Here is a 20,016-nt window from a genome sequence, read left to right on the forward strand (position 1 = left end):
ACGCTCGGCGGCGGTCCTGAACCGGGCCGGTCAGGCTCAGCTCGACAGCACGGCCCGAACGGCTTGGGCGAAGCCGTCGACGTCTGCGGGCGTGGTGTCGAAGGAGCACATCCACCGCACCTCACCAGTCGCCCGGTCCCAGTCGTAGAACTGCGCGTGCTCTCGGATCCGGTCGGCGGCTCCAGCTGGCAGAGCGGCGAAGACGGCGTTCGCGTCGGTCGACTGCGTCACGCGGACACCGTCGATGTCGACGACCGCGTCGCGGAGGCGCGTGGCCATCGCGTTCGCGTGCTGTGCAGATCTCAACCAGAGGTCGCCCTCGAGGAGGGTGACGAACTGCGCCGAGATGAACCTCATCTTCGACGCCAGCTGCATGTTGACCTTCCGCATGTAGGTCAGCCCGGTCGACCGCGCAGGGTCGAGGACGACGACGAGCTCGCCGAACATGAGCCCGTTCTTGGTGCCTCCGAGCGACACGACATCGATGCCGACGTCGGTGGTGAGCGCGCGCAAGGAGACGCCGAGATGTGCAGCGGCGTTCGCCAGGCGGGCACCGTCGAGGTGCACCGCCATGCCGAGCTCGTGGGCGTGGTCGGCGACAGCGCGGAGCTCGTCGAGCGAGTAGGCGGTGCCGAGCTCCGTCGTCTGGGTGACGGAGACGACCCCGGGCTGCGCACGGTGCTCGTCTCCCCAGCCCCACGCCTCGCGATCGATCAGCTCCGGGGTGAGCTTGCCGTCGGGGGTCGGAATGGTCAGGAGCTTGAGACCGCCGACCCGCTCGGGTGCGCCGTTCTCGTCCGTCGCGATGTGCGCGGTCTCGGCGCAGATCACGGCGCCCCAGCGCGGCACCATCGACTGCAGGGCGAGGACGTTCGCACCGGTTCCGTTGAAGACCGGGAAAGCCTGTGCCTGGGCACCGAAGTGCGAGGCGATCACAGCGCCCAGTCGCTCGGTGTAGGCGTCACGGCCGTAGGCCACCTGGTGTCCGCCGTTGGCCTCCGCCAGCGCCGTCAGGACCTCGGGATGGACGCCGGCGTAGTTGTCGGAGCCGAACTCGTGCTTGTGGATGTCATGGAGCGTCGTCACGTCTCCATCATTCCTGACGAGGACGGCGTCCGAGACCACACCCCGTCATCGCGCCGGCGATCAGGCCTCCGTCGCGGTCTCGCGCTCCTGCTGCGCGCGGCAGTCGGCGCAGATGCCGAACAGCTCGATCGTGTGGGTGATCTCGCTGAAGCCGTGCGCGGTCCCCACACTCATCGCCCACTCCTCCGCACCGGGACCGTCGACCTCGACGGTGCTGCCGCACCGTCGGCACACCAGGTGATGGTGGTGACGTTGCGTGCCGCAGCGTCGGTAGACCGACTCCCCGTCAGCGGTCCGCAGGACGTCGACGTCGCCGCGTTCGGAGAGCGTCTGGACCGCGCGGTAGACCGTGGCGAGGCCGACCGTCGAGCCTCTCTCGCGCAGGATCTCGTGCAGCTGTTGCGCGCTGCGGAACTCGTCAAGATCGGCGAGGAGATCAAGGATCTCCGTGCGTTGTCGTGTGTTGCGCTGCACTGTGCTGACTCACTCCCCTCGCTCGTGACGACGGCCATCGTCAGCGTACGTGAACGACCTCTGGCGGAACGTCGTGCGCGGCCCGCCAGAAGAAGCAGCCCACGAAGGAACCGGGGACCGGGCCGGACATGCGCGTGAAGGCCCGCCCCGACGAGCGGGGCGGGCCTTCACAGGCGGTGCTGGGTCAGTTGGCGACGGCGCGCTTCAGCGCCGAGCCCGCCGTGAGCTTCACCCGGAAGCCAGCAGGGATCTCCAGCTTCTCGCCGGTCTGCGGGTTGACGCCGGTCCGTGCGGACCGCTCGGCACGAGCCACGGCGAACAGCCCCGGGATGGTGACAGCCTCGCCGGCCGCGAGCTGCTCCACCAGGACCTCCTGGAAGGCCTTGAGGGCGGCGTCGGCAACGGAGTTGCTCAGGTCGGCCTTGCCGGCCACGGCCTGGACGAGCTCGGTGCGGTTCACAGATGTGCTCCCTGTTATCGGTAGGAATGAGATGTCCGAGGAACTGCTCCGCGGACGGCTGGTCGAGTCGACCGGAACGATGTCCGATCGACTCGACCGGACGAACTTAGTCCTCGAACGTGACCAGGCCGCGCTGCGCGGCCCGGGCGAGTCGCCGCGGGATCCGCAACGTCCGGCCCGCGACCGTGACGGGAACGAGGTCGACAGCCGTCGTCTTCCACTGCGAACGCCGCGCACGCGTGTTGCTGCGCGACATCTTGCGCTTCGGTACAGCCATCAGCCCTGACGTCCCTTCCAGCGGGGGTTCTTCTTGTTGATCACGAACACCTTGCCCCGACGGCGGACCACGATGGAGCCGTCCTTCTGCTTCAGGGATCGCAGCGACGCGCGCACCTTCATGAGTTCTGTCCTCCAGCCTGGCTGTACCGACGACGGAACTTCTCGACTCGGCCAGCGGTGTCCACCACACGGGCGTTGCCTGTGTAGAACGGGTGGCTCGCACTCGAGACGTCGATGTCGACGACGGGATATGTGTTGCCGTCGGTCCACTCGATCGTCTTCGTCGACGTCGCCGTCGAACGCGTGAGGAACGAGAAGTCCGCCGAGATGTCCCGGAACACCACTGCGTGGTAGTCGGGGTGGATGTCCTTCTTCATGTCTGGGGCTCCTACCAGCTCGACTTGGTCACGCCGGGAAGCTCGCCCCGGTGGGCCATCTGGCGCATGCGGACACGCGACAGGCCGAAGGCACGCACGAAACCGCGCGGACGGCCGTCGACGATGTCACGGTTGCGCAGGCGGACGGGGCTGGCGTTCCGCGGCATCGCGTGGAGCGCGGTCATCGCGGCGTCGCGCTCGGCTGCGGAGGCGCTCGGGCTGACCGAGATCTTCTTCAGCTCGGCACGGCGCTCAGCGTTGCGCTCGACGATGACGCGACGCTGCTCGTTGCGCGCGATCTTGCTCTTCTTCGCCATGTCAGCGCTCCTCTCGGAAGTCGACGTGCTTCCGCACGACCGGGTCGTACTTGCTCAGGACGATCCGGTCAGGGTTGTTGCGCCGGTTCTTCTTCGTCACGTACGTGTAGCCCGTTCCTGCGGTCGAGCGCAGCTTGATGATCGGGCGGATGTCCTTGGTCTTCGAGGCCATCAGATCTTCTCCCCACGTGCGCGGATCTCAGCCACGACGACGTCGATGCCGCGGCGGTCGATGGTCTTGATGCCCTTGGTGCTCACGTTGAGAGTCACGAAGCGACCGAGGGACGGCACCCAGTAGCGCTTGCGCTGGATGTTGGGGTTGAAACGGCGCTTGGTCCGCACGTGCGAGTGCGAGATCGAGTGGCCGAAGCCCGGCTTGGTGCCGAGCACCTGGCATACCGCCGACATGTCCTGGCCTTCCGTGGGTCTGATCCGTGTGATGTGTGTGCGGCGCACCGATCCGGACAGACCGTTCTATGGCACGCGAGCAGGCCGACCTCGCCGATCTTGTCCAGATCGGGGCCCGGCACGTCGGTACACCCTAGTGATCAAGGATCGAGTGCGTCAAATGGGGGACGCTCCTCCACGACAGCCTCCACCGCGAACGAGCGCGCGGCCAGGAGCCCTTCGGGGCATTACGTGACACCAGGTTACCCCGGTATCCCATGACGTGGCCGGAGGGACACGTTCGGCGTGTCTGGAACGAGCCGGACAGCCATGCTCGCAGGGGAAGGGGTGCACGAGCGTGCCGCCCGGGCGTGGACGCCCGACCTCCAGATCTGTCCAGATCTGTCGACATCTGACAGCGTGGTGCTGTGCGCCGGCACGCCCGCCCGCGCACCCCAGCAGCGCCGGAGGTCCACCTGACCGAGCACGGATCCCGGACCTCGCGGAGCAGCAGACCGCACCTGGCGGCGCGCGCCGAGGACGCCCTGTACCGACGCCTCGGCTGGTGGCTTCGACGGCGTGGCTGGACGGTGCGGGTGGAACCGTTCACCTGCTACGGAGGGGCGGGCTGGGTGCGTGTCCTCGCCCGCACCGTCCTCGCGCCACCCGGCGCGGACCGCGCGCGCTGGCGCGCCGCGACCCTGCGAGGATGGCGCCGCTTCGCGATCGCCCAGGTCGGGCACGTGGAGATCGGTGTGGAGATCGACGGCACGAGGCAGCGCGTCGTCGGGGACCGCGGCGGCTACGTGGACGCCGTCGTCCCGTCCGACCTGCCGTCGGGGTGGCACGCGATCCGTCTGTGGGGTTCGCCGACGAGCCACGTCGACGGCCAGGTGTTCGTGGTCGACCCCTCGGTCCGTGGCGGTGTCGTGTCCGACGTCGACGACACCGTCGTCGTGACGAACGTGCCGCGCCCGTTCCTTGCCGCCTGGAACGCGCTCGTCCGGAACGAGAACGCTCGCCAGCCGGTCCCTGGCATGGCGGTCCTCTACGACCGCCTCACCCGCGACGTGCCGGACGCACCGGTCTTCTACCTCTCGACCGGCGCATGGAACAGCGAACCGGCGCTCCTGCGATTCCTGCACCGACACGGCTATCCACGCGGTCCGCTGCTCCTGACGGACTGGGGACCTACGCAGACCGGATGGTTCCGGTCGGGCCAGGAGCACAAGCGTGCCGAGCTTCGACGCCTGCTCGAGGAGTTCCCCCAGATCAGCTGGCTGCTGGTCGGCGACGACGGGCAGCACGACCCGGAGATCTACCGCGCCCTGGCCGAGGAGCACCCGGATCGTGTGCGGGCCGTCGTGATCCGGCGCCTCACCCCGACACAACAGGTCCTGGCGCACGGAGGTCGCGCTCCGACAGACCACCTCGTGCTCGCCGGCCACGGCACGACGCTGCGCCCACCGGTGATCCATGGCCGCGACGGCACCGAGCTCCGCGGGCTGCTTGCCGCAGCCTCGATCACGCTGCGCGACCCGGACCCTTCGCTCTAGGCCCCTTACAGCCGGTCCGGGTCGTCCCACTCGTCGTTGCTGGCGATCGGCTCGTCGTCGGCGACGAGCTCGACCGCGTGCAGCGATGCCGGCGCGTCCTCGGCGTGACCGCCCTTCCGCGGATCGGTGCGCGAGGATCGCGCGGAGTCGCCGTGATCCGGCTCGTCGACGTTCGACTGGGGTGTGCGGGGGCGCGGTGCGGCGGCACCGGAGGCGGTGGACTCGCTCATGAGTCCGTCATACCCGCGGGTGGCGCGAACCGCATCCTCGACCGTCCGAGCCGTGGACGGCGGGTGACGGACGCGGCGGAGCCGCGTGTCCGTTGCCCGCCGGCTTCGATACCGTGGACACGCGATCGCCGACCCGAGGAGCCCCCATGAGCACGGTCTTCACCAAGATCATCGACGGGACCATCCCCGGACGATTCATCTGGCAGGACGACGTCGCGGTCGCGTTCCTCACGCACGCACCGATCACGGACGGCCACGCACTCGTCGTCCCGCGAGCGGAGATCCCGCAGTTCGTCGACGCACCGGATGACGTCCTGGCGCACCTGAGCGTCGTGGCGAAAGCGGTCGGCCTCGCGCAGCTCAGCGTCTGGCCTGCCCCACGCGCCGCGGTGCTCGTCGCCGGCTTCGAGGTCCCGCACCTCCACCTGCACGTGCTCCCGGCGTGGGACGAGTCCCACCTCACGTTCGCCCAGGCACGCACGGACGTCTCCCCCGCTGCGCTCGATGCGGCCGGCGAGCAGCTGCGCGCCGCGCTGCGGGACCAGGGGCGTGCCGCGAACGTCCCCCGGACGATGCACGCGCTCGACTGATCCCGACTTCGCCCACCGGTCACCCGAACGGCTCTCGTGCCGCTCTCCTCCCGCGTCGACAACACCGGAGGAGAGGAAGGGCCACGCCGGTGCGTGCGTACGACGCGCGCACCGGTCGGCGACAGATGAACCTGGACGGGACCGCGGGAGCAACCGACCGGGCGACGGCACAGGACGGGCCGCCGCCGGGTCGACAGACGCGCCGTCAGCGGCGTGCGGCCGAACGGCGTGCGCACCGGGCACGTCGAGGTGCCGGGTTCGCCAGCGTCCTCGTGCTCGCTCTGACGATCGGCACGGTGAGCTTCGGGCTCGCTGCGCGTGACACCGCCGCTGCCCGCGCACGCGTCGAAGCATCGGTCGAGGCGGAGATGCAGGTCACGGCCTTCGCCCGACGTGCCGATGCCGCCGCCGCGTCCCGGTCGGCCGCGGCGGGCATTGCCTTCGCGACGCGGGTCCGGGCCGAGGCGCTCGTCGCAGCACGTGCCTCCCGTGCGAGCGCGGTCGAGGTTCGTGACACGGCGGATGCCGTGCCCGACGTCCCGGGCCTCGCCGCACTCGACGAGGCCCGCCGAAAGCTCGATGCACTGACGGCCGGGCTCGCGCCCCGCGCGAGCGCCACTGCCGTCATCACCGTCTCGTTCGTCAGCCGGGACCCGTCGGCTCCGGCGGGGGACGCGGTGGGGGCCTCCTCGGTGCCGGGTTCCGCCAGCCCCGTCCTGGACTCCGATGCGACCTCCGTCTCACGAAGCATGGCGATCATCCGGGCGGCACGTGACCTCGACACCCGGACCGAGCAGGTGCGGGCAGCGACCTCCGCGGCGATCGCCGAGAGGAAGCGGCGTACGGCGGAGGCAGCCGCGGCAGCGGCGGCGGACCTCGCCGCACGTGTCGCGGCGGCCCAGCAGGCTCCGAACGGTCGCATCCCCCTGGAGGTCCTCTGCGGCGTCAGCTTCGCCCCCGACGTGCACCTGCGGTGCGACGCGGCGTCGGCGCTCGACGCTCTCGACGCGGCCTACCACGCGAGCCACCACGGTCACCTCGTGGTGGTCAGCAGCTACCGCGACCTCGCGGACCAGGTGGAGGTCAAGGCGACGCGGGGCGACCTCGCGAGCACACCGGGGGCCTCGAACCACGGACGGGGCGTCGCGATCGACCTCGCGGGCCTCGGGGCTGTCGACGACTTCGCGGAGCCGACCTACCTGTGGCTCAAGGAGCACGCCGCAGCCTACGGGTGGACGCACCCGACCGCGATGGAGCCGGGCGGCGACGGGCCGGCCGAACCCTGGCACTGGGAGTACGGCACGGCCTGAGGCCGCGCATCTCGCGGCGTGGGCGAAAGCACGCCGACACTCCCTGACCATGGTCCGAGGTGACTGAGGTGGACCTGGCTGGCATCCGGACCAGCAGGCACCTAGCGTCTGACCCATGGTCGATCCCCAGCAGTCCGGCGACAGTGCCGCTCTCCGCTCCCACGTCACCCCGCCGATCTCGGCCGACGTCGCCCAGCACCCTGACGAGCCGCACGACGACGGCATGAGTGCACGCCTCAACTGGCTGCGAGCCGGGGTGCTCGGGGCCAACGACGGGATCATCTCCACCGCAGGGCTCGTGATCGGTGTCGCGGCGGCCACGACGGCCCGCGGACCGATCGTCACCGCCGGCATCGCCGGTCTGGTGGCCGGCGCTGTCTCGATGGCACTCGGCGAGTACGTCTCCGTGAGCAGCCAGCGCGACACCGAGCGTGCGTTGCTCGAGAAGGAACGGCGCGAGCTCGAGGAGTTCCCGGAGGCCGAGCTCGCCGAGCTCGCCGGGATCTACGTGAAGAAGGGGCTGAGCGAGGCCACAGCCCGCGTGGTCGCCGAGGAGCTCACCGCGAAGGACGCGTTCGCCGCGCACGTGGACGCCGAGCTCGGCATCGACCCCGACGACCTGACGAACCCGTGGCACGCCGCCTTCGCGTCGGCGCTCGCCTTCACCGTCGGTGCCGCGCTCCCCCCTCATCGCGATCCTGCTCGCACCCACCTCCGCCCGCGTGACCGTCACGTTCGCCGTCGTCGTGGTCGCCCTGGCCCTCACCGGTTCCGTGAGCGCCGCGCTCGGCAAGGCAGGTCACCTGCGTGCGATCGTCAGGCTCGTGCTCGGCGGCGCACTCGCGATGCTGGTCACGTTCGGCATCGGCGCGCTCCTCGGCGCCCATGTGGCCTGACCCGGACCTGCGCGACCTCGTCCTGCGCGGGCTGGTGAGGCATTGCCGGCCCGGGATGCCTGCCGTGCCGTGACATGATGCGGTGCCGTGACGTGGTGCGGTCAGGTGACACGGATGGCATCGCCGTACCGCCGCACGACCGCGCCGCGCCTGCCTAGGATGAGAGCGCGCACCTCACGTCGAACCGGCCCTCGCGGCCGAGGGTGGCGCGATCGTCGGCGGCTCACCGCCGAGCAGCACCGTCCCGGGAGGTTCACAGGTGCGTCGTCGGATGCCGACCCGCTCCGTGCACGCCTGGACGACGGGGCAGACGGTCGTCGTCGGGGCGATCGGCGCGTCGCTGATCGTGCGCAGCTTCCTGATCTCGCTGGTCACGACTCTCGTACCGATCGCGATGCCGCCGGCCGCGATCGCCCCCGACCACGGTCTGACCTGCATCGGCGGTGCGATGCAGGTCGTCGCGCACGAGGACGACGACCTGCTCTTCCAGAACCCGGACATCCTGCACGACATCGACGCAGGGCGGTGCGTCCGCACCGTCTTCGTGACCGCCGGTGATGCCGCACAGGGCGAGCTCTACTGGAAGAGCCGTGAGAACGGCAGCCGGGCCGCCTACGCGCACATGGCCGGCGTCGCGAACACGTGGACGACCGTGGACGCGGGGGTGCCGGGCCACGCGGTCCGGTTGCAGACGCTGGTCGGTGCACCCCAGGTGTCACTCGTCTTCCTGCGGCTCCCCGACGGCAACAGGACAGGATCCGGGCTCGCGATCCACGGCCGCGAGAGCCTCATGCGGCTGTGGCTCGGGCAGATCACCTCGATCGCCGCCGTGGACGGCTCGGCGCAGTACACGGAGTCGTCGCTCCGAGCGACGCTCGCCGCCCTGATGACCTCGTTCGGGCCGACGACGGTGCGGACACAGGACTGGACGATCCCGTTCCGGCACGGCGACCACGCCGACCACACCGCGACCGCGCTCATCGCCCGGCAGGCGAGCCAGGACTACGGGGCGGCGCACACGCTCCTCTCCTACGGCGGGTATCCGATGTGGACCAGGCTCGCGAACGTCACCGGCACCGACCTCAAGGCGAAGGAGAGCACGTTCCTGGCCTATGCCGGCCACGATCGCGAGCTCTGCCTCGACCCCTGGTGCCCGATCGACGTCATGTACTCGTTGCGGCTGAGCCGCCAGTACGTCCTGGCGAGCGAATCCGTCGGGAACTCCGCACGCGAGGTCGGCGTCCGCGTGACCGCGTCCTCCGCGAACGACGCGTCTGCACAGGTCGCCGCACGCGCGGTCGACGGCTACCCGCTCGGAGACCCGAGCGCCCACGCGCACGAGTGGGCAACCGAGGGCGGCGGGGTCGGCAGCTGGATCCAGCTCGACTACCCCGCTCCGACCCCGATCGACGGCGTCGTCCTCTACGACCGGCCGAACCTCCGCGACCAGATCACCGCCGGGGTGCTCGAGTTCTCCGACGGCAGCGTCGTGCCCATCGGTGCGCTGCCGAACAACGGTTCCGGCTTGACGATCAGATTCGCTTCCCGGACGGTGACGCGCGTCCGGCTCCTCGTCACCGGTGTGAGCCCCACCACGACGAACGTCGGGCTCGCGGAGATCGAGACGTACGCGACGATGCCTGCTCTCACGCCGTTGCCTGCTCTCACGACGTTGCCTGGCGTGACGAAGGCGTCTGGCGTCGACACGACCCCGGCACCGCGCGCGGCCGCGACCCCGGCACCGGGCGCCTCCGGAGCGCCCAACTAGACTGCGGGCATGTCACGCCCGGGGGGGACCTGCAGGTCAGGACGACCAGAGCCGGATCACCCGGACGCTCGCCGACGGGATCGTTCTCGAGGACTCCGTGCCCACGCCCGTACACCGCCCGGGCGACCTCCTCGGAGCCGTGGCGGCGCTGGCCGGGATCGTCGTCCTGATGCTCTTCGTCGTGTACGCCCACGGCACGACCGCCGGTGTGTCCGAGGACGTCCAGGGATTCAGCGCCCAGCTCGGTCGCGCTCTCCAGCTCCCGGTGGCGATCCTCGAGTGGCTGCTCTCGTTGGTGGCGCCCGTCGCGGTGCTCACCGAGCTCACGATCCGACGGCTCGGCAGGCAGGTGGCCGAGGTCGTGATCGCCACGGCCATCGGACTCACGTCGTCGGTCCTCCTGGCGCTCGTCGTCCAGACCCTGGGCTCTGCGGACCTCGTGCGAGGCCTGTCGGTACGGGTCGGCACGAACCTCGCGTTGTCGGTCCCGACGTCGCTCGCGGCAGTGGTCGCGCTCCTCGTGGCTGCCGGTCCCCGCGTCCGGCGCCGGACCGTCGCGTGGTCGTGGAACCTGCTGTGGGTCTCGGTCGCGATCATCCTCGTCACGGCGCAGGTCTCGCTCCCCGGGACGTCCGTCGCGTTCCTCCTCGGCGTGGCGGCGGGACTTGGCACCCGCTACGCGCTCGGGGTGACGTCCGGTCGGGCCGAGGGAGCAGCACTCGTCGACGGGATCGTGCGGGCCGGTCTCGCACCTGTCCGGGTGGTCCGCATCGATGACGGCACGGAAGCACGGTCGTTCGACGACCGCAGCTACGAGGTCACGTCCGCGGACGGGCGCGGAGCCCTCGCGGTCGTGATGGACGCAGACCGGCAGGTCGTGGGTACCGTCTCACGACTGTGGCGAGCAGTTCGGTTGCGCGGCGTCGAGGGCCGGTCGATCGTCTCGCTGCGGCAGGCCGCCGAGCGAGCCGCACTGGCGACCTACGCCGCACGTGCCGGCGGGGTGCGGACGCCCGCGCTCATCGGCATGGCCGAAGCGGCCGACTCGATGCTCCTCCTCTTCGAACGTGTCGAGGACGCCGTCGCCCTGGGCGATCTCCCGGTCGAGGAGCTGACCGATCCGCTCCTGGCCGCCGTGTGGGACGAGGTGCGAAGGCTCCACGCTGCCGGCATCGCGCACCGCGCGTTGGCCTCGACGAGCGTGCTGGTCTCACGGTCGGACGGGGAGCCGCAGGTCTGGCTCACCGAGTGGGACTCCGCCGACGTCGCAGCGTCGGAGCTCTTCCGACGCATGGACCTGACGCAGGTCGTGGCGATGCTCGCGACCAGGATCGGCGCGACGCGCGCGGTCGAGTCCGCGGCCCGCTCCCTGCCGGATGCCGATGTCGCCGCCATCGGGCCACTCCTCCAGACGGTCGTCCTCCCCCGGCAGACCCGGGCCGAGGTGCGCGAACGACGCGCGGTGCTCCGCGAGGTCCGGGTCGCCCTCGTCGACCGGATGCCGGATGCGGACGTCGAGCCGCGGCAGCTGGTCCGCTTCGGCGCGCGGACCATCCTCACGGTGATCCTCCCGGTCGTGGCCGCGATCATCGTGCTCACGTCGATCAACGTCGACGAGATCTCGAGCGCGATCGCGTCGAGCGACTGGCGGTGGGCCGTGGTGTCCTTCGTCCTCGGGCTCGCGACCTTCGTCGGCGCGGGCCTCGCGTTCGCGGCGTTCGCCCCGGTGCGGATCTCGGTCTGGTCCGCGACCCTGGTGCACGCCGTCGGCGCCTTCGTCGGGCTCGTCACCCCCGCCGGGCTCGGGTCCGCTGCGCTGAACCTTCGGATGCTCACCAAGCGAGGGGTGACGATGTCGCTGGCGGTCGCCACCGTTGCGCTCGTCCAGGTCTCCCAGTTCGCCGTGACCGTGATCCTCCTGGTGATCCTGTCCATCGCCTCCGGGAGCGCCGGCTCGACGCAGTTCGCCCCGTCGACCGGGACGCTCGTGCTCCTCGGCGTCGTGGCCGCTGCCTCCGGCGTGTCGCTCCTCGTCCCGGCCGTGCGGCAGTGGCTCGTACGCACCACGCTTCCCACGATCCGCCAGACGTGGCCGCGACTGATGGAGATCGCCGGAGAACCCCGCCGGCTGACCGTCGCGATCGTCGGGAACGTGCTCCTGACGATGGGGTACGTACTCGCCTTCGACGCCTCGCTCATGGCCTTCGGCCAGCACCTCAGCCTCGTCCAGGTCGCTCTGGTGTTCCTCGTCGGCAACACGGCCGGAGCGATCGTCCCGACCCCCGGTGGTCTCGGGACGATCGAGGTCGCCTTCATCGGCGGGCTGACGGCTGCGGGAATCAACCCGGGCATCGCGGTCTCGGTCACGATCCTGTTCCGGGTGCTGACCTACTGGGTACCGATCCCGATCGGCTGGCTCGCGTTGCGCCGACTCCAGGCGACCGGTGAGCTCTGAGCGTCCGCGCCACGCCGGAGCTCAGGAGCTGACCGCCTGGCCGATCCGTGCCGTGATCCGGTTCGCGAGCACGCGCCAGTCCGGACCGAGCGTGATCGCGATGACGACCACGAGGGTGACCGCGCGCAGCACGCCGAGGCCGGCGTCGCTCGGCGTCAGCGGACCCATGTGCCGCGGGGCGTAGAGACCTGCGACCGCGACGACGCTCACCCACGGCCACCGGGTGCGGCGCCAGACGAGGTCGACCACGACCGTCGCCAGCACGAGGCCTGACGTGTAGTAGGGATACGTCCCGGGGTCCAGGAGCATCCGCACCGCGAGGGCGATCGCCGGGACGACGACCCAGCGGCGGCGGGCGACGGCGACGAGCCCGAGAGCCCCGCCCAGGAGCACCTGCACAGGACGGTCCCACATCGGGGTCTCGGGCGAGGCCACCCCGAGAGGACGCAGGGAGGACGAGGCGACGTTCGGGATCGAGAACCTCCCCACGTGCAATGTCGCCGGGTCGGCGAGCACGAACGGCAGCCACGCGAGGGCGAGCCCGGCGATCCAGACCCAGGCGGCGCGTGCCCACCGCTCACGCGGCAACGCGAGAAGGATCGGGACGAAGGCGAGCGCCCATGGCTTCGCGTCGACCGACGCTGCGAGCAGGAGGGCAGCCGTTGCTGCCCGCCCACGGACGACGGCGTGCAGGGCCGCGACGAGCAGGGCGAGGGCGAGGGCGTCGTCGAGATGGGTGTAGTGGACAGCGAGCTCCGCCCAGACGGGCATCAGGACCAGCGCTGCGAGGCCTTGCTGCCTCCGGGTGACCGTCACCGACGGGAGGCTCGCGATCACCCGGAGCAGGACGGGCCCGGCCGCCGCGATCGCCGTCGAGGCGAGCAGCCCCGACAACCACTCCGGAGCCCCGCTCAGGGGCGCGGCCACCAGGAAGGTCAACGGACCCATCTGGAGCTCGGGGTGGGTCGCGTACAGGTGCAGCCCTCCGAGGCGGCTCGGAGAGCGCAGGAGCGTGGCGCCGGACACCACGAAGTGCCAGGACACGAGGGCGTCTGTCGCGTGGATGACGGCCCACAGCCCCATCCATGCCCACGGGAACCAGGGCGCCTCGACCCACCGCACCAGCGGAGGCCGCCGGACGGCACGAGAGGGGGCGACGACGCGTGCCCGCTGGGCTTCGACTACCGCCATCCGCGCGTCGACCTCTTCCAGGGCTCGGTGGGCGCCGGCAGGGCGGCCAGGGGCGTGCTCATCCGGGTCCGGGCGCTGCGCGCGCGGTCGTCGACCGGTCCGCGTGGCGCGGACCACGGAGCGTGCGTCATGCGCCGACCGGGCCGGTGGAGCGGGACGGGCCGGCGGGGCGCTGCGGGAGCTCCGACGCCCTCATCGCTGCGGCAGCGGTGGGGGCGTGGCGATCCATGACCCGCGAGGCTCGCACGTCTCCCTGGATGAATGCTGAAAGCGACGTCGCACGCACCGTGTGCCATCGATGGCCGACTGCACAGGATCGCTGCCTACAGTCGACGACGACGACGAAGGGAGGGGCGGGGAGGACACATGGCAGTCGCGGCGGGGACACCCTCTCGACGGCGTCGCCGTCGTCGACGGTGGCTCCTCGCGTGTGCTGTCGCCCTTGCCCCGGTGCTCGCCGTCGGGGCGCTGTGGCCCACTACCCCTGGCGTCGGCAACGCGGAAGTGCTCATCCGATCCCGTCTGGAAACGCACGACGCCCCGCTCCTGGGGGCGTTGCCGACGTCCGACAGGGTGGCTCGAGCCCTGGTGGCGACCGAGGACAGCCGGTTCTACGTCACCCCGGGTGTCGACCCGATCAGTGCCGCACGTGCTGGGTTCGCGATGCTCACCGGAAGCGTGGACACGGGTGCAGCGACCCTGGAGCAACAGCTCGCGAAGAACCTGTACTTCCCTCAGGACGGCGGTTTGCTCGACAAGGTCGACGAGGCCGAGGTCGCGCTGAAGCTCGACGTCGGCTACTCGAAGCACGAGATCTTGCGGATGTACCTCGCCTCCGTGTATTTCGGGCACGGGTACTACGGTCTGCCGGCGGCGGCCCGCGGGTACTTCGGTACGACTCCTGCCGCCCTGACCTGGGCACAGGCCAGCCTCCTCGCCGGGCTGGTGCAGGCGCCATCCGCCTACGATCCCGTCGTGCACCTCGACGCCGCACGGCTGCGTCAGCGGCATGTGCTCAACCGTCTCGTCGCCACCGGGGTACTGACGCGTGCCGAGGCGACGGGCGCGTTCGCCGCTCCCCTCGGTCTCCGCTGACCCGTGTTCACGCGCGCGCAGACTCGTCGGCAGGTCCGGCCGGCGGTATCGGCGAGGAGGCGGTGCGGTCGCTCTCGCGCACCCGGGAGGTCGGAGGGGTCCGCGCGATCGGTGGGCGCGCCGGGCGGGCCGTCTGCAGGAAGTGCTCCGCGGCGCCGCCGAGCCGTGTCCCTTTGCGCCACACCGCGTCGAGTGAGCGGGACAGGTCGACCTCGGCGAGCGGCACCTCGACGAGGCGCCCGTCCCTGAGCTCGTTCGCGACGGCGAGCTCGCTGATCACGGCGGGAAAGCTGCCGGAGCTGACGAGCACCTTGACGGCGGCGTTCGAGTCGAGCTCGACAGCAGGCGGGACCATCGATCGCCCGATCGCCAGGCGGAGGGTGTCCCGGGTTCCGGAGCCGTCCTCACGCGATGCCAACGGTGTCTGCGCGAGCTCGTCCCGCCCGAGCGGGTGACGTCGCCGCGCGAGCGGGTGATCGGGCGCGACGACCAGCACGAGTCGGTCGCGCGCGACCCGCCGCCGGTGCAGGTCGGACGGGATCTGCGGCGTCTCGACGAATCCGAGGTCGATCTCGCGGGCGCGCAGCGCAGCGATGACCTCCTGAGAGTTCGCCACGCGGAGCTGCACGGGTGGCTCCCCCGGCCGTCGGCGGAACTCGCCCAGCCAGGTGGGGGCGAGGTACTCCGCGATCGTCTGGCTGGCCCCGATGCTGAGACGTTCGGCGGCTCGTGCCGCGAGGGCCTGGCTGCCGGTGATCAACGCGTCCGTCGCCTCGACCACGCTCCGGCACCAACCGGTGACCATCCGGCCCTGATCCGTCAGGGTCGCCCCGCGGGTACGCCGGTCGAGCAGGGCGAGCCCCAGCTGGCGTTCGAGCACCTGGATCCGTTTGCTCGCGGACGGCTGGCTGATCTGCTCGGCACGAGCGGCGGCCGAGATGCTGCCGAGATCTGCGACGAGCGCAAGCATCCGGAGCGCCTCGAGGTCGAGTGAGGGGCGGTGGGGCGGCACGGGGCTCCTTCGCGTCCGGCGGGGCCCGGACGGGTGGTCCGCACTCCTGCAGAGACGGCATGGACATAGCCGTTGGCTATGATGCTATCGCAGATGTCCTGCTACCGGGCGGCTTCATCACACGCCACAGTCGTTGACGTGACCGTCGCGAGAGAGACCACAGGCCCCGCCCCCGCCGCCCCTGCCGATACCGATAGCGACCGCAGCGCGGGACCCGCCACCCGGCGGACCGCCCTGGTACAGAAGCTCCCCGGCCTGTCGCTCGCCGTCGCGATCGCGATCGTCGCGTCCGTCATCGGCCGTCTGCTCCCGATCGTCGGAGGTCCGGTCACCGGGATCGTGATCGGCGTCGCCGTCGCCGCGGTGGTCAAGCCCGGCGAACGCTGGCGCCCCGGCATCAAGACGGCGAGCAGAACGGTGCTGCAGGCGTCCGTGGTGGTGCTCGGATCCCAGCTGTCCCTCATGCAGATCGTCCACGTCGGTCTCAGCTCGCTCCCCGTGATGCTCGGCACGCTGACCGTGGCGCTCGTGTCGGCCTACTGGATCGGGCGCTGGCTCGGCGTCACGGGGAACCTCAGGACGCTCGTCGGTGTCGGGACGGCGATCTGCGGTGCGTCGGCCATCGCGGCGGTGACGCCGGTGATCGGCGCGGCCGGCGTCGAGGTCGCCTACGCGGTCACGACGATCTTCCTGTTCAACGTGTCTGCCGTCCTCGTCTTCCCGACGCTCGGGCACCTGCTCGGCATGAGCCAGCACGCGTTCGGGCTGTTCGCCGGCACCGCCGTGAACGACATGTCGTCCGTCGTCGCCGCCGCCACCACCTACGGGCACCAGGCCGCCACCTACGCCGTCGTGGTGAAGCTCACCCGCACGCTCCTGATCATCCCGATCAGCCTCGGTCTCGCCGCCCTGGTCGCCCGCCGGGAACGTGTCCAGACCGCAGCAGCCGGCACGGTCGCGCACGTCGCAGAACCGAGCGTGGCGGCGGAGGTCCGTTCGCGCGTCCACGTGCTCCGCCTGGTCCCCCGCTTCCTCATCGGCTTCCTCGTCGTCGCCGCCGCGAACACGGTCGGACTCGTGCCGACGGTCCTGCACCCGGCCCTGAGCCAGGTCTCGGTGTTCCTCATCACCGTTGCCCTCTCGGCGATCGGGCTGTCGACCGACCTGCCCGGACTGCGGAGAGCGGGGCACCGCCCGCTCGTGCTCGGAGCAGCCCTGTGGATCGTCGTCTCGCTCACGAGCCTCGCCCTGCAGCGGGTCACTGGTCTCGGCTGAGACCCGCCGGTTGCCTCCGCCCGGCGTCTCCGTGACAACTGCGTCCGGTCGTGCCGGGCGCCATACCGCAGCTCCCCCCGCGCCGACCTGCACGATCGCCGCTAGGCTCGAGATGCGTTGATCCTGAGCTGGAGGCGCCATGGCGCGATCGAGCATCCTCGACCGATTCCGTCCCGTGGGTGCACCGGGACCGGCAGGGCCGGTCGGGGTGCCGTCCACGGACGTCCCGGGCTACGTCAGCGAGCTCGTGCCGGTCTTCGCGGCGCTCGACGCCGACATCGACCGTGCCCGCGAGGACGTGCAGGAGGCGCAGACCTGGGCCGCGGACGCCGTTGCACGCGCGCGTGCGGACGCGACGGCCGAGATCGCCCGGGCGCGACGGGACGCGGGGGCCGAACGCGCAGCGGCGGCAGCGGCCGTCGCCGAAGCCGCCGCGCAGGACGACGCCCGGTTGATCGTCGAGGCCCAGGAGGCGGCGGACGCGATCGCGCGCTCGAGCGTCGAGCGGCTGCCCGGGATCGTCGGCGCGGTCGTCGAGCGGATCCTGCACGACCACCTCGGCGAGGCGCGATGAACCATGGTGGGCGCTGACTGGGTTGCCGCGACGGTCCGGGCTCGGGCCTTGGCCCGGCGCCGCGCCGGAACGGGCACGAGCGCCGCGATCGCCCGAGCCGCCACTCTGCAGGACGGGCTCCAGCTGCTCGAGGGAACTGCCTACGAGCAGTTGATCACCGGTGCCACCGACCTGACCGCAGCAGAGCGTGCGACCCGTGAGACGGTCCTGTGGCAGGTCCGTGTGATGGCCGGGTGGCTCCCGGCTTCCTCATCGCGCCTGTGCCGGAGCGTCGCCGCTGCGTTCGAGCGCGACAACCTCCTGGCTCTCGCAGGTCAGCTGGCCGACGGGCACGCGGCACCCGAGGCGTTCGACCTCGGGACGCTCGACACCGCATGGTCGCGGCTTCGCTCCGCCGGGTCGACCTCGGAGCTTCATGCCGAGCTCTCCCGCTCGCCCTGGGGAGCGGTCGGCCCGGAGGACTCCCCGGCACTGCAGGACGTGCTCACCATGGTCTGGCTCAGGAGACTCGCCGACACGGCGGCACCGGCGCGGCCCTGGGCGCTGGCCGGTGGTGCCCTGATCGCGGCGCGGACCGTTCTCGTCGACCGCGCCCGGCCGTCACCCCGGCTCCGGCAGCTTCTCCTCCCACTCATCGGCGCGGCGTGGGAGACGGCCACGGACGTCGAGTCGATGCAGGGCTCCCTGCCTCGCGCCCTCGGCCCGCTCTTCGCCGGTGTCACAGCGCCCACCGACCTGTGGCGGGCGGAGGCCCGGGCCATGACCACCGTCGAGGCGGACGGCTTCCGGCTGCTCCGGTCGGCGCTTCCCGGCCCCGACGTGGTGCTCGGATCTCTCGCCGTGCTCACGATCGACGCCTGGCGGATCCGCGCCGCACTCGCGGCGTCCGCACTCGGCTCCGGGCACAGCGAGGTCCTCGATGCGGTGGCGTGAGGCGCTCAGCCCGATGCGCATGGAACGGGTCGCGATCGTCGCACCCGTCGAGCACTACCGCGCCGTCCTCGAGGAGGTGGCCCGGCAGGCCGTCGTCGAGCTCGACCTCCCGTACGTGCCCGGCGACGGTCCCGACGAGCTCGACCGCGCGATCGACGCCGCCGTCGTCCACGGTCCGGTCGTCGGCCTCGTCGGCTGGGCCGCGAACCGCGACCTTGCGGCGCTCTCGACCACACTCGCCGAGCTCGGCGCCGGCGTCGTCCCGCTGGTGCATCCGCGCGGGATCGACCCACCGACGCTGCTCCCCGGCGCCGGCAGCCCCCGGATGTCCCGCACCCTCGTCGACACGTACGGCACCGTCCCCTACGCCGACGTGGACCCGTCGCGGATGGCCGCGCTCGCGTACGTCGTCATGTTCGGCATGATGTTCGGTGACGTGGGCCACGGACTCGTCCTGGTCGCCCTCGGCCTCGTGCTCCGGCGTGCCCGGTCCGGTCGGCTGGCAGGTCTCCGGCGCGCATGGCTCTTCGTGACCGGCGCGGGGCTGACCTCGATCGTCTTCGGGGCGTTGTACGGCGAGGCGTTCGGTCCGACCGGTCTCGTGCCTGTGCTGTGGCTGGAACCGCTGACGAGCCCGGTCCCGCTGATGCTCGCGGCGCTCGTGATCGGTGCGCTCCTCCTGGCGGGTGCCTACCTCCTCGGCACGATCAACCGCGTGCGGGAGGGCGGCTGGGCGTACGCGCTCTACGCGCGGACCGGGGTCGCCGGTTCCGCCCTCTTCGTCGCGGTCGGGCTCCTCGCCTGGGGCCTCACCGCCTCCGTCGCTCCGCTGGTCACCGCCGGAGGCGTGCTGGCCACCGTTGCCCTCGTGCTCATCTTCGCCGGGCTGCTCGTCGAGGCGGGCGGAGGTGCGACCGGGGTCTTCCAAGCAGTGATCGAATGGGTCGACACCCTCGCCCGGCTCGGGTCGAACATCGTGTCCTTCGCCCGGCTCGCGGCCTTCGGCCTCACGCACGCCGCATTGCTGTCAGTCGTGTGGAGCGGGACAACAGCCCTGTGGCGGCCCGACTGGCGCGCCGTGGCCGCCGTCCTCGTCTTCGTGCTCGGCAACGTGCTGACCTTCGGCCTCGAGGCGCTCGTCGCCGGCATCCAGGCTCTCCGCCTCGAGTACTACGAGCTCTTCTCCCGAGTGTTCCTCTCCGAAGGCCGTCCCTTCCGTGCCTGGGCGCCCGCGCTCGCGACGGGCAGCCCGGCTCCTGAGCAGAACCGAGCTCCTGACCTCACCACCAGCACGACCGAAGGGAACAGACCGTGAACCCGTGGATCGGCACCCTCCCGGTGGCTCTCCTCGCGATGGCAGGGGGCTTCCTGCTCGTCCGTCGTCGTCGACGCGCCGGCGTCACCGCCCTCGTCGTCCTGGACGCGGTCGTCCTCGTCGCCGCTCTCGTCGTGCTCGTCGTCGCGCTCGGGAGCACCACGGCGTCGGCCGCGGTGCTGCCGGCTGCCGCGGAGACGGCGACGTCGGGTGCCGGAGGCTCGGCACTGATCGCCGCAGCGATCGCCGTCGCCGGCTCGTCGATCGGTGCCGCCTTCGCCGTCGCGTACACCGGCTCGGCCGCGCTCGCCGCGATGAGCGAACGCCCGGAGATCTTCGGCCGGGCCATGGTCGTCGTCGGGCTCGCCGAGGGGATCGCGATCTACGGCCTCATCATCGCCGTGATCCTCATCGGCAAGGCGTGACGAGGCCCCCG

At 71.4% G+C, this 20,016-nt stretch carries 23 protein-coding genes and 1 pseudogene; 12 read left to right on the top strand and 12 right to left on the bottom strand.

The window, feature by feature from the left end:
- Positions 1-36 precede the first annotated feature (36 nt).
- The 9 genes from LJB74_RS19815 to rpmB form a co-directional block, all read right to left on the bottom strand.
- Entirely contained in the window at positions 37-1,086 is a 1,050-nt protein-coding gene (locus tag LJB74_RS19815) for a low specificity L-threonine aldolase (protein ID WP_259310125.1), read from the bottom strand.
- Positions 1,087-1,146: 60 nt separating this feature from the next.
- A complete protein-coding gene (locus LJB74_RS19820; protein WP_259310126.1) occupies positions 1,147-1,560 on the bottom strand; it encodes a Fur family transcriptional regulator in 414 nt (137 codons plus the stop codon).
- 184 nt (positions 1,561-1,744) lie between these two features.
- Entirely contained in the window at positions 1,745-2,020 is a 276-nt protein-coding gene (locus LJB74_RS19825; protein WP_259310127.1) for an HU family DNA-binding protein, read from the bottom strand.
- Positions 2,021-2,126: 106 nt separating this feature from the next.
- On the bottom strand, positions 2,127-2,297 hold the full coding sequence (gene rpmF, locus LJB74_RS19830; RefSeq protein ID WP_259310128.1) for a 50S ribosomal protein L32: 171 nt from the start codon (positions 2,295-2,297) through the stop codon (positions 2,127-2,129).
- Positions 2,297-2,419 (bottom strand): type B 50S ribosomal protein L36, encoded by a 123-nt coding sequence (gene ykgO / locus LJB74_RS19835; RefSeq protein ID WP_259310129.1) that lies wholly within the window; start codon positions 2,417-2,419, stop codon positions 2,297-2,299. The genes rpmF and ykgO overlap by 1 nt, the downstream gene beginning before the upstream one ends.
- Entirely contained in the window at positions 2,416-2,676 is a 261-nt protein-coding gene (locus LJB74_RS19840; protein ID WP_259310130.1) for a type B 50S ribosomal protein L31, read from the bottom strand. The genes ykgO and LJB74_RS19840 overlap by 4 nt, the downstream gene beginning before the upstream one ends.
- Before the next feature lie 11 nt (positions 2,677-2,687).
- Positions 2,688-2,993, bottom strand: a complete 306-nt coding sequence (rpsN, locus tag LJB74_RS19845) for a 30S ribosomal protein S14 (RefSeq protein WP_259310131.1) — start codon at positions 2,991-2,993, stop codon at positions 2,688-2,690.
- A gap of 1 nt (position 2,994) precedes the next feature.
- Entirely contained in the window at positions 2,995-3,165 is a 171-nt protein-coding gene (rpmG, locus tag LJB74_RS19850; protein WP_259310132.1) for a 50S ribosomal protein L33, read from the bottom strand.
- On the bottom strand, positions 3,165-3,401 hold the full coding sequence (gene rpmB, locus LJB74_RS19855; RefSeq protein ID WP_259310133.1) for a 50S ribosomal protein L28: 237 nt from the start codon (positions 3,399-3,401) through the stop codon (positions 3,165-3,167). Before rpmB ends, rpmG begins: the two co-directional genes overlap by 1 nt.
- 407 nt (positions 3,402-3,808) lie before the next feature.
- On the opposite strand from rpmB, the gene LJB74_RS19860 reads away from it, so the two are divergent.
- On the top strand, positions 3,809-4,936 hold the full coding sequence (locus LJB74_RS19860) for an App1 family protein (protein ID WP_259310134.1): 1,128 nt from the start codon (positions 3,809-3,811) through the stop codon (positions 4,934-4,936).
- Between the two features lie 5 nt (positions 4,937-4,941).
- On the opposite strand, the gene LJB74_RS19865 is transcribed toward LJB74_RS19860, so the two are convergent.
- Positions 4,942-5,166 (bottom strand): hypothetical protein, encoded by a 225-nt coding sequence (locus LJB74_RS19865; protein ID WP_259310135.1) that lies wholly within the window; start codon positions 5,164-5,166, stop codon positions 4,942-4,944.
- Between the two features lie 146 nt (positions 5,167-5,312).
- On the opposite strand from LJB74_RS19865, the gene LJB74_RS19870 reads away from it, so the two are divergent.
- The 5 genes and pseudogenes from LJB74_RS19870 (at position 5,313) to LJB74_RS19890 (ending at position 12,185) form a co-directional block, all read left to right on the top strand.
- On the top strand, positions 5,313-5,756 hold the full coding sequence (locus LJB74_RS19870) for an HIT family protein (RefSeq protein ID WP_259310136.1): 444 nt from the start codon (positions 5,313-5,315) through the stop codon (positions 5,754-5,756).
- An 89-nt stretch (positions 5,757-5,845) separates the two neighbouring features.
- On the top strand, positions 5,846-7,066 hold the full coding sequence (locus LJB74_RS19875) for a M15 family metallopeptidase (protein ID WP_259310137.1): 1,221 nt from the start codon (positions 5,846-5,848) through the stop codon (positions 7,064-7,066).
- 223 nt (positions 7,067-7,289) lie between these two features.
- A pseudogene (locus LJB74_RS19880) lies at positions 7,290-7,962 on the top strand (VIT family protein).
- A gap of 271 nt (positions 7,963-8,233) precedes the next feature.
- Positions 8,234-9,730 (top strand): PIG-L family deacetylase, encoded by a 1,497-nt coding sequence (locus tag LJB74_RS19885; RefSeq protein WP_259310138.1) that lies wholly within the window; start codon positions 8,234-8,236, stop codon positions 9,728-9,730.
- A gap of 97 nt (positions 9,731-9,827) precedes the next feature.
- On the top strand, positions 9,828-12,185 hold the full coding sequence (locus LJB74_RS19890) for a lysylphosphatidylglycerol synthase transmembrane domain-containing protein (protein ID WP_259310139.1): 2,358 nt from the start codon (positions 9,828-9,830) through the stop codon (positions 12,183-12,185).
- Between the two features lie 21 nt (positions 12,186-12,206).
- On the opposite strand, the gene LJB74_RS19895 is transcribed toward LJB74_RS19890, so the two are convergent.
- Complete coding sequence (locus LJB74_RS19895) at positions 12,207-13,376, bottom strand: hypothetical protein (protein ID WP_259310140.1); 1,170 nt, start codon at positions 13,374-13,376, stop codon at positions 12,207-12,209.
- A 366-nt stretch (positions 13,377-13,742) separates the two neighbouring features.
- Here LJB74_RS19895 and LJB74_RS19900 point away from each other — a divergent pair, with 366 nt between their 5' ends.
- Positions 13,743-14,471 (top strand): biosynthetic peptidoglycan transglycosylase, encoded by a 729-nt coding sequence (locus LJB74_RS19900; RefSeq protein WP_259310141.1) that lies wholly within the window; start codon positions 13,743-13,745, stop codon positions 14,469-14,471.
- Between the two features lie 7 nt (positions 14,472-14,478).
- Here the strand turns inward: LJB74_RS19900 and LJB74_RS19905 are convergent, their stop codons facing one another.
- Entirely contained in the window at positions 14,479-15,483 is a 1,005-nt protein-coding gene (locus LJB74_RS19905; RefSeq protein WP_259310142.1) for a LysR family transcriptional regulator, read from the bottom strand.
- Positions 15,484-15,621: 138 nt separating this feature from the next.
- Here LJB74_RS19905 and LJB74_RS19910 point away from each other — a divergent pair, with 138 nt between their 5' ends.
- The 5 genes from LJB74_RS19910 to LJB74_RS19930 all read left to right on the top strand — a co-directional run bounded on the left by LJB74_RS19910 (position 15,622) and on the right by LJB74_RS19930 (position 20,005).
- On the top strand, positions 15,622-16,758 hold the full coding sequence (locus LJB74_RS19910) for a YeiH family protein (protein ID WP_259310143.1): 1,137 nt from the start codon (positions 15,622-15,624) through the stop codon (positions 16,756-16,758).
- A gap of 139 nt (positions 16,759-16,897) precedes the next feature.
- On the top strand, positions 16,898-17,332 hold the full coding sequence (locus LJB74_RS19915) for a hypothetical protein (RefSeq protein WP_259310144.1): 435 nt from the start codon (positions 16,898-16,900) through the stop codon (positions 17,330-17,332).
- A gap of 3 nt (positions 17,333-17,335) precedes the next feature.
- A complete protein-coding gene (locus LJB74_RS19920; protein ID WP_259310145.1) occupies positions 17,336-18,265 on the top strand; it encodes a hypothetical protein in 930 nt (309 codons plus the stop codon).
- Positions 18,252-19,580, top strand: coding sequence for a V-type ATPase 116kDa subunit family protein (locus LJB74_RS19925; RefSeq protein ID WP_259310146.1), 1,329 nt, complete (start codon positions 18,252-18,254; stop codon positions 19,578-19,580). Before LJB74_RS19920 ends, LJB74_RS19925 begins: the two co-directional genes overlap by 14 nt.
- Entirely contained in the window at positions 19,577-20,005 is a 429-nt protein-coding gene (locus tag LJB74_RS19930) for an ATP synthase subunit C (RefSeq protein WP_259310147.1), read from the top strand. Before LJB74_RS19925 ends, LJB74_RS19930 begins: the two co-directional genes overlap by 4 nt.
- Positions 20,006-20,016 lie beyond the last annotated feature (11 nt).

This window comes from Cellulomonas sp. P24 (assembly GCF_024704385.1).
Taxonomy (GTDB): Bacteria; Actinomycetota; Actinomycetes; order Actinomycetales; family Cellulomonadaceae; genus JAJDFX01.

Excerpts from the sequence above, each read along its gene's own strand:
- LJB74_RS19870 (WP_259310136.1), top strand. The coding sequence starts at position 5,313 with ATGAGCACGGTCTTCACCAAGATCATCGACGGGACCATCCCCGGACGA.
- LJB74_RS19840 (WP_259310130.1), bottom strand. The coding sequence starts at position 2,676 with ATGAAGAAGGACATCCACCCCGACTACCACGCAGTGGTGTTCCGGGAC.
- rpmG (WP_259310132.1), bottom strand. The coding sequence starts at position 3,165 with ATGGCCTCGAAGACCAAGGACATCCGCCCGATCATCAAGCTGCGCTCG.
- LJB74_RS19900 (WP_259310141.1), top strand. The coding sequence starts at position 13,743 with ATGGCAGTCGCGGCGGGGACACCCTCTCGACGGCGTCGCCGTCGTCGA.
- ykgO (WP_259310129.1), bottom strand. The coding sequence starts at position 2,419 with ATGAAGGTGCGCGCGTCGCTGCGATCCCTGAAGCAGAAGGACGGCTCC.
- LJB74_RS19865 (WP_259310135.1), bottom strand. The coding sequence starts at position 5,166 with ATGAGCGAGTCCACCGCCTCCGGTGCCGCCGCACCGCGCCCCCGCACA.
- LJB74_RS19925 (WP_259310146.1), top strand. The coding sequence starts at position 18,252 with ATGCGGTGGCGTGAGGCGCTCAGCCCGATGCGCATGGAACGGGTCGCG.
- rpmF (WP_259310128.1), bottom strand. The coding sequence starts at position 2,297 with ATGGCTGTACCGAAGCGCAAGATGTCGCGCAGCAACACGCGTGCGCGG.
- rpmB (WP_259310133.1), bottom strand. The coding sequence starts at position 3,401 with ATGTCGGCGGTATGCCAGGTGCTCGGCACCAAGCCGGGCTTCGGCCAC.
- LJB74_RS19895 (WP_259310140.1), bottom strand. The coding sequence starts at position 13,376 with ATGGCGGTAGTCGAAGCCCAGCGGGCACGCGTCGTCGCCCCCTCTCGT.
- LJB74_RS19920 (WP_259310145.1), top strand. The coding sequence starts at position 17,336 with ATGGTGGGCGCTGACTGGGTTGCCGCGACGGTCCGGGCTCGGGCCTTG.
- LJB74_RS19885 (WP_259310138.1), top strand. The coding sequence starts at position 8,234 with ATGCCGACCCGCTCCGTGCACGCCTGGACGACGGGGCAGACGGTCGTC.
- rpsN (WP_259310131.1), bottom strand. The coding sequence starts at position 2,993 with ATGGCGAAGAAGAGCAAGATCGCGCGCAACGAGCAGCGTCGCGTCATC.
- LJB74_RS19915 (WP_259310144.1), top strand. The coding sequence starts at position 16,898 with ATGGCGCGATCGAGCATCCTCGACCGATTCCGTCCCGTGGGTGCACCG.